The organism is Candidatus Aminicenantes bacterium, assembly GCA_026393855.1.
Classification (GTDB): domain Bacteria; phylum Acidobacteriota; class Aminicenantia; order Aminicenantales; family UBA4085; genus UBA4085.
On sequence record JAPKZJ010000115.1, the window covers coordinates 1 to 3,687 of the forward strand.

At 65.6% G+C, this 3,687-nt stretch carries 4 protein-coding genes; 3 read left to right on the plus strand and 1 reads right to left on the minus strand.

Features of this window, described 5'->3' with window-relative positions:
• Window positions 1–517: FAD-binding oxidoreductase (locus NTZ26_14635; protein MCX6561737.1), on the minus strand; the 517-nt coding region annotated here is incomplete at its 3' end.
• 191 nt (window positions 518–708) lie between these two features.
• On the opposite strand from NTZ26_14635, the gene NTZ26_14640 reads away from it, so the two are divergent.
• From NTZ26_14640 to NTZ26_14650, 3 genes are all read left to right on the plus strand, one after another.
• Window positions 709–1,275, plus strand: coding sequence for a hypothetical protein (locus tag NTZ26_14640; GenBank protein MCX6561738.1), 567 nt, complete (start codon window positions 709–711; stop codon window positions 1,273–1,275).
• 455 nt (window positions 1,276–1,730) lie between these two features.
• A complete protein-coding gene (locus NTZ26_14645; protein ID MCX6561739.1) occupies window positions 1,731–3,065 on the plus strand; it encodes a hypothetical protein in 1,335 nt (444 codons plus the stop codon).
• Between the two features lie 181 nt (window positions 3,066–3,246).
• Window positions 3,247–3,687 (plus strand): M28 family peptidase (locus NTZ26_14650; protein ID MCX6561740.1); only part of this gene is annotated, 441 nt, incomplete at its 3' end.

Consider the following 3,687-nt stretch of genomic DNA (forward strand, 5'->3'; position numbering starts at 1 on the left):
CGACCTCCAGCCCCCGAACGTACTGGCGGATGACGCCGTACTTGACGGCCCGGCTGCCGCCGGCGTTGGTGGCCACCATACCGCCGACCATGGCGCTCTCCTCGCCGGGATGGGGCGGGAAATTGAACCCGGCCTCGTCGACGGCCCGCTCGAACTCCAGGAGCGTGACGCCGGCCTCGGCCTCGGCCATCTGGTTCGCGGCGTCGATCGTAATCCCCTTCATCCGCTCGAGCGACAGGACGATCCCTTCGGGGCCCGGGACACAGCCGCCGCAGAGCCCGGTGGCGCCGCCGCGCGGGGTCACGGGCAGGCCGCGCTCGTTGGCCAGCCGCAGGATCGCCGCCACCTCGGCCGTCGTCCGCGGCCGGACGGCCAGCATGGGCCGTTGCCGGATGTCCTTGAGCGAGAACTCATCATGGCCGTAGGCGTCCAGGCGGTCGGGGTCGGCGATGACGTGGTCGTCGCCGACGATCCGGGCCAGGGCTTCGATCAAGGCGGGGGCCGCGGAGCCGGTCATGGGATACTCCCTTTTCGGAATTGTGGCCGTCGAGGCGAATCGTCCGGAAGCGATATTCGCGCCGGCCTTGTCCGACCAGGAGGATTATAACCGATTTCGGCGGGGAAGCTTCGATGGGCCTCCGCCCGCCTGGAGAAAGCAGGGCTTTCTTGTTACAATATTTTCGAGTTGATTTTGAGCGGGGGAGGCCGTTGTTAAAAAAAATAATCGTCCTGCTTACCGTGGCCGCGGTCCTGACCGGCTTCGTCGCCGCCCAAGACCCGACTTCCAAGTTCTCCGTCGTCGCGACGGGGAACCTCCTCTTCCCCTCCGATAGCGGGTACACCGACACCTACAGCTCGGCTCGCTTCTATCCCGAGATCCGGCTGGCCTTTGCCCTGGGCAAGGGATTCTTCCTCTACGCCGGCTACGGGCTCCTGTCCGCGTCAGGAACGACCCCCGGATTGGGTGTCGACGCCTCTTCCACCCAGCATATCTTCTCCCTCGGCGGAGGCATCGGGGGGCCGCTCACGGGTAAGCTCAGCTACAAGCTCGGGCTCGGGATTTTCCTGGACGCTTACAAAGAGACGGCTCTGGACACCGAGGTCACCGGTTCGGGGATCGGATTCCGGGCCGACGCCGGGCTGTGCTACGGCCTGTCGCCCAAGCTGTCGGCCCAACTCGGGCTCGGCTTTCTCTCCGGCTCGGATGATGTCGAAGGGATGTCGATCAAGCTCGGAGGCTTCCGGCTGGGAGCCTGCCTCGGGTACAAATTCTGAATCGTCCGCCGCGAATCCCACGGGGGCGCCTTCAAGCGCCCCTTTTTTTTTGGTTCATCTCCCAACTCTGGGAAACGCGGCCAGGGGTATCGGCCCGGCGGCTTCGGCCTCTTCTCGCCTTTTCCCACAGCTCTCTTCGGCGCCTCGGAACTCCGCATTCCAGATCGCCCGGTCTTGGAGATCACCCACTCCGTTTCGGTTCCGTTAGATGATCGCGTGCTCAAACAGCCCTCGGCGGCCGTTGGCTTCCCTCAGAGAGCTATGGAAAAAGGCGTCGGCCTCGCGATTTCGCCGTTGGCCGGTACCCCTATCCGCGTTCATATCCCGGAGTTGGGAGATCTACCTTTTTATTGGCCGGACCGCCCGGCTGCGTTTGACACCCCCGACAGCCTTCGGATATAACCCGATCCGGGGCCGGCTTTCCGCGGCCGATTTCTCGCGAAAGGTGTCCCGCCATGGCAAGACTCCGCCGCCTCTCCATCCTCTTTATACTGTCGGCGCTCTGCGTCCGTCTCGAGCCCGGTCTCGCCGCTCAAAAAGATCCGTTTGAGGCCCGCTTCAACGCAGCCCGCCTGGCTTGGGATACCGGCGATTACCCCACGGCCCTGACCGAATTCCGAGTTCTGTTGACGGGACCGCAAGGGTCCCGCTATTTCGAGCCGATCGCCCTGCGCACAGGCGAGCTCTTTGTCGTTTCGGAAATCGCCAAGGACGGCCGGTCGGTCCGTTTCAGCCCCGACGGACGATGGGCCGCCTTCGAGACGGGCCCCCGAACCGACCCGCAGACCCGCATCATCGCCGCGGACGGGCCCGGCCGAATGATCCTGGATGTCCACGGCACACGCTTGGCGTTCGCGCCCGATGGAAAAACAATCGCCTACCTCCGCCTCCCGGATTCCCCGGAAGTCGTCAAGCTCCGCCGGGCGGCCGAGGCGCTCGCCGCCCAGCCGGCCCCCGATCGACAGGCCCAAACGGCGCTGCAGCGACAGCTGGCCTGGATCGAAGCCAAAACGGCCCAGCTCGTGCTCGTCGACTTGGCCTCGAAGAAGGAGAAGGTCCTTAAAATACCCGCTTGGCTCAAGGCATCCCCGATCTTTTCGGCGGATGGGAAAGACGTGCTTTTCGTCGGGGCCAAGGAAACGGACCCCTCCGTGAGCGAGATCTGTGCCGCCTCTCAAGACGGATCCGTCCGGGTCCTGACAGCCGGCCCGGGCTTTAAAACAAACCCGGTCGCCGTCCCGGGCGGAAAATACATTCTTTACACGATCGCGGCGGCAACCCCCTTCCCGGCGCCCCAGCCCCCCGCCGCCCCGACCCAACCCGCGACGGCCGCGGCACCGGCCGGCGGGCAGCCGGGCCCACGCGGCGGCGGGGGGGCGGGCTTCGGAGGCCCGCGGCCTTTCGTCCTGTTCAGCCCGGCCGACCGGTCGGCCCGGACATTTACCGGGACCGCCCCCGTGCTCTCGGCCGACGGATCCACCCTCGTTTTCCTGGGCCAGGAAGGGAGCGAGACAACGATCAACGTCCTCAAGCTCGCAGGGGATATCAAGCCGGTCGTCGTCAAGAGATCAGCCGAGCGGATCGGATCGGCCGCCCCCGCTCCGGACGGCTCGTCCGTTGTCTTCGACATGACCTACACCCGGAACGGCGAGATCTTCGTCGTCGACGCCGACGGCAAGAATGAGCTCCGCTTGAGCCGGGAGATCCAGCCCGACCGGGCGCTTTCTGGACGGGAACACGATCCTGGCCGTCAAAGGAGAGCCCCGCCACAGTCGGGCTTTTCTCTATGACCGCCGAACCCTCAGATCCCTCCAGATATTCCACAACGACACGCTGCGGACGATCTCGCCCGAATACGAGTGGGCCGCCGACCCGGCCGGGACGAAGCTGCTCATCGTCGCCGACCGCGACGGGGACACGATCTCGCCCGAACGGGGCGTCTATCTCGTCGATCTGGGGCGGAAGGTCCCCATGGACGAGCTGATCAAGCGGCTCGACCGCCAGATGGAAACGGAGCGGGCGCTTCGGGCCTGGGGCGAAAAGGCTTTCGCCCCGATCCGCGCCTTCGTCCAGGCGGCGGTGGACCAGGTCTCGATCACCCGTATCTGGGACCACGAAACCCGCGAGCTTCAGGCCTACGGCTACGCGCCCGAATATCAGGAGTTTGAATCCCGCGGCACCAGGACCGCCAATGTTCTGGCTTGGCTTAAGGGCAGCGAAAATCCGGAGACGATCTACGTCCTAAGCGGCCACTTCGATTCGAACGTCCGAAGCATGGGGGCCGACGACAACACCTCGGTGACGGCCGTTAATCTCGAGACGGCCCGGCTCCTGGCGGGCCGGCCGCTACCGGCCACGATCTGCTTCGCTTTCTTCACCGGCGAAGAAGCCGGGCTTCTCGGCAGCCGCGAG

What these genes read in the sequence shown, in the direction of transcription:
- NTZ26_14645 (MCX6561739.1), top strand. Translation starts at nt 1,731, where the DNA reads ATGGCAAGACTCCGCCGCCTCTCCATCCTCTTTATACTGTCGGCGCTC.